Raw genomic sequence first — 3,461 nt, forward strand, 5'->3', positions numbered from 1 at the left:
GCGCCATTGCGGCAGGCAGAACGCGCGGGGACGGCAGCGTAGCATCGGCCACGAGGACGACGAGGCCCCTCGTTCGGCAAAGTCGACTGAACAGGTTCAGCAAGTTGTGACCCCCCATTCTTCGAGGAACCCGGCATGGAAAGACCCTTCAGCGTTGAACGCATCGACCACCTGGTGCTGAGGGTGCGCGATCTGGCCCGCAGCGAAGCCTTCTATGGCCAGGTGCTGGGCTGCGCGGTGGTGCGGCGGCGCGAGCACCTGGGCCTGGTACACCTGCGCGCGGGCGCATCGATGATCGACCTGATCAGCCTGGACGGCACGCTCGGTCGCCACGGCGGCAGCGGACCGGGCAGCGAAGGGCGCAACGTTGACCACCTGTGCCTGCGCGTCGAACCCTTCGACGAAGCGGCGCTGGTCGCCCACCTGGCCGCCCACGGCGTACCGGTGCCGGGGCCGGCCGAAGTCAACTTCGGTGCCGAGGGCGACGGATTGTCGTTGTACTTCAAGGATCCGGACGGCAACACGGTGGAGTTGAAGGGGCCTGCCAACGGAGCCGCGCAATGACCCGGTCCGCCACCACGCCGGCGAAGATCGACTTCAAGACGCAGGACAAGGCGCTGTACCGGCCACCGGCCGGCTCGTTCGTGCGGGTCGAGGTACCGCCGATGTCCTTCGTGATGGTCGATGGCCAGGGTGATCCGAACCAGGCCCCGGCCTATCGCGATGCGGTGGAGTGGCTGTACTCGGTCAGCTACGCACTGAAGTTCGCGATGAAGGCTGAAGGACGGGATTACGTGGTGCCGCCACTGGAGGGACTGTGGTGGGCCGACGACCCGTCCAGCTTCGTGGCACGGCGCAAGCACGCGTGGCGCTGGACGATGATGATCCGCACGCCGCTGGACGTCGGCGTTCCGCGTTTCAGCGAAGCGGTGGCCAAGGCATCGAACAAGCGCGGTACCGCGCCGCAGAGCCTGCGCCTGGCGCTTTACGAGGAAGGCCTGTGCCTGCAGACGCTGCATGTAGGCGCCTACGATGACGAGGGCCCGACACTGGCCGAACTGCATGAACGGATCATGCCGGCACAGGGGCTGACCTTCGCCGGGCCACATCATGAGATCTACCTGGGCGACCCACGCAAGGTAGAGCCTGCTCGCCTGAAAACGGTGCTGCGGCAACCGGTGCGGGCGCGGTGACGGCCGCGTCTCGGGCTGCTCCGTCAGCCGCCCTGGAACCGCACCGGGAGACGCAGGGTGATCTGCTTGACCGTGGTCACCGGCCGCCGGGGGGTGACATGCCATTGGAGTGCAGCCTCTCGGGCGGCGCGATCCAGCGCAGGATGTCCGCTGCTGCGGTCCACGGTCACATCGAGCACGCGCCCCTCGGCTGACATGGTGATCAGCAGCTCGACGCTGCCTTCCAGCACCGTCTCCCCGTCACCACGCGGATAACGCGGGGGATGCCGGCGCGTCATCGCCGCCAACTGCGCACCCAGCGCCTGCTCGGGGTCCAGCTGCGGCGGCGGCGGTTCCATGGCCGTCGGCGCTGGTGCGTCCACTGTCACCGCCGGCGGCGTGGCGGCGACAGGCGCTTTGAACACGACCGTCACCTGCCTGCGCTCGCCGCCTGTGGGCACCTTCGACGCGCTGAGCCAGGTGCGTGCGCCCCGGCGCGCGGCCTCATCCAGTTGGGCGCTGCCACTGCTGCCTTCCACCAGCACCGCTGTAACCACGCCGGTCTGCCAGACATCCACCTGCAGGGTCACCATGCTGTCGGCCTCCACAGGTGCGCGCAGCGGGATGCCATGGCGCAGGTCCTTGAAGCCGGCGGCGGGCAGGTCGACCAGCACCTGCCCATACTCTGCTGGTGGCGACGACGGCGGCAGAGAGGGTGACGTACGCAACGCCAGGCCCTTGCGATCGACCAGCATCCCCGCTGGCGGCATCGCGCGTTGCGCCTGCCTGGCGGTGTCCGCTTTCGGGACCGCCGGCGGCGAAGGCTCCGACACCGCCGGGCCAGYGGGGCCAGCGGGGTCTGCGGCGGTGTCGGCGGCGTCCGGCGCATTGCCTTTGCCTGCCTTCGCCTGCCGATCGTCATCGCCCAGCAGCAGTGTCGCGCGCGCCGTCAGGATCTCCATGCGGTCTTCGGACGCACTGGCCAGCAGCGTCGAGAGCATGAACACGTCGCTGCCAAGCAGCAGCGTGTTCACGTCGAACCGGGCGGGATCGGACGAAGCGTTCTTGTCACTGCGGTCGATCAGTCCGGCAATCACCAGCGCGCCCAGCGCCAGCTCTTCGTCCGTGTCGACCATCGTCGAAGCGTAGGCATTCCACAGACGCTCCTCCAGCGGTGCATAGGCGAACAACACCTCCTGCGTGCCGTGGACGCGCCACAGGCGCTCTTCCAGTGCCGCGTCGCCCTCACGGTCGAACGGCTTGCGCGGCGACCACCGTGAGCGGATCGCCAGCTCCTGCAGATCCGTCGCCAGCAGGCGCATGGCAACCGAGGTGCTCGATGGCGAGAGTTTCCACATCTGCTGCAGCAGCTCGACCTGCTTCAGCTCCAGCTCGCGCGCTTCCTCCGCCGTCAGCCGGTCCACCATCGCGCCCGCATCGCTGGCCAGACCCGCCGTCCTTTGCGTGCGGCGGCCGGACCGGGCGGCAAGGGTCTCGATGGTCTCGTTGTACGCCGCGCGCAGGCGCTCGTACTCGGTGCGGTCTTCGCGCAGCACGGGGCCATTGCGCGCCCACAGATCCAGCTCCTGCATCAGCGCCTGCGTACGCGGCAGATCACCGCGGGCAGCAGTACGCGCGGTTTCGTGCACCTTGTTGAGCATTTCCCGCTCGAAATGACCGCGCGAGTACCAGCGCGGAACCGTAGTGCGATCCTCGCCGACCAGTACCGAGCTCGGCCCCTGTTGACCGCTTCCTGCGCCCGTAGCGCCATCCCCGGAAATGCCGGTGACGATAAAGACGACGAAAGAGAGGAAGCCGAACATCACCGACGCGATCAGATAGTCCACGGCCCGGTCCTGCACCGCTACGCGCAGGAATGACAGCACCGACACCGCTCCGCCGATCAGCAGCGCAGCACGCAACGCCGCCCTGCCATCACTCAACACGCCGCTCGACAGCACTCGTCCGAGCCAGCCGATCGAGCTGTAGACCAGCACGCCGAGGTCGCCCCAGAACGGCGCCATCCCGATCAGCGCCAGCAACAGCACGGCCAGTACACCCAGCAGCTTCATGGGCGCTTGCTCATGATCAGCATCGGCACGAACAGGATGAACAGCAGGATCGCGATCGCCAGCATGGCCATCTGCACGGCCAGCCCCACGCCATCCCAGATGCCCGGATCCACCAGCGCGCTGTAGCGGCGGTAGGCCGGCATGCCCCAGCCCATCACCCAGCCCAGCAGCAGCGTGCCGATCACCGCCATCGTCACCCGCGACATCACCCCGGGCA

4 protein-coding genes are annotated in these 3,461 nt (G+C 68.1%); 2 read left to right on the forward strand and 2 right to left on the reverse strand.

Features of this window, described 5'->3' with window-relative positions; all coding sequences use genetic code 11:
• The first annotated feature begins 135 nt into the window (after positions 1-135).
• Positions 136-564: a VOC family protein gene (locus tag AB4Y84_RS16530; RefSeq protein WP_312109750.1), complete on the forward strand. Its 429-nt coding sequence runs from the start codon at positions 136-138 to the stop codon at positions 562-564.
• Complete coding sequence (locus AB4Y84_RS16535; protein WP_312109747.1) at positions 561-1,193, forward strand: GyrI-like domain-containing protein; 633 nt, start codon at positions 561-563, stop codon at positions 1,191-1,193. The genes AB4Y84_RS16530 and AB4Y84_RS16535 overlap by 4 nt, the downstream gene beginning before the upstream one ends.
• Positions 1,194-1,216: 23 nt before the next feature.
• Here the strand turns inward: AB4Y84_RS16535 and AB4Y84_RS16540 are convergent, their stop codons facing one another.
• On the reverse strand, positions 1,217-3,244 hold the full coding sequence (locus AB4Y84_RS16540) for a TonB family protein (protein WP_442250464.1): 2,028 nt from the start codon (positions 3,242-3,244) through the stop codon (positions 1,217-1,219).
• A partial coding sequence (locus tag AB4Y84_RS16545; protein ID WP_442250465.1) for a hypothetical protein occupies positions 3,241-3,461 on the reverse strand: 221 nt, incomplete at its 5' end. The genes AB4Y84_RS16540 and AB4Y84_RS16545, both read right to left, overlap by 4 nt.

Origin of the sequence: Stenotrophomonas sp. 2YAF22 (genome assembly GCF_052114665.1) — a bacterium.
GTDB classification, from domain to species: domain Bacteria; phylum Pseudomonadota; class Gammaproteobacteria; order Xanthomonadales; family Xanthomonadaceae; genus Stenotrophomonas; species Stenotrophomonas indicatrix.

What these genes read in the sequence shown, in the direction of transcription:
- AB4Y84_RS16530 (WP_312109750.1), top strand. Translation starts at nt 136, where the DNA reads ATGGAAAGACCCTTCAGCGTTGAACGCATCGACCACCTGGTGCTGAGG.
- AB4Y84_RS16535 (WP_312109747.1), top strand. Translation starts at nt 561, where the DNA reads ATGACCCGGTCCGCCACCACGCCGGCGAAGATCGACTTCAAGACGCAG.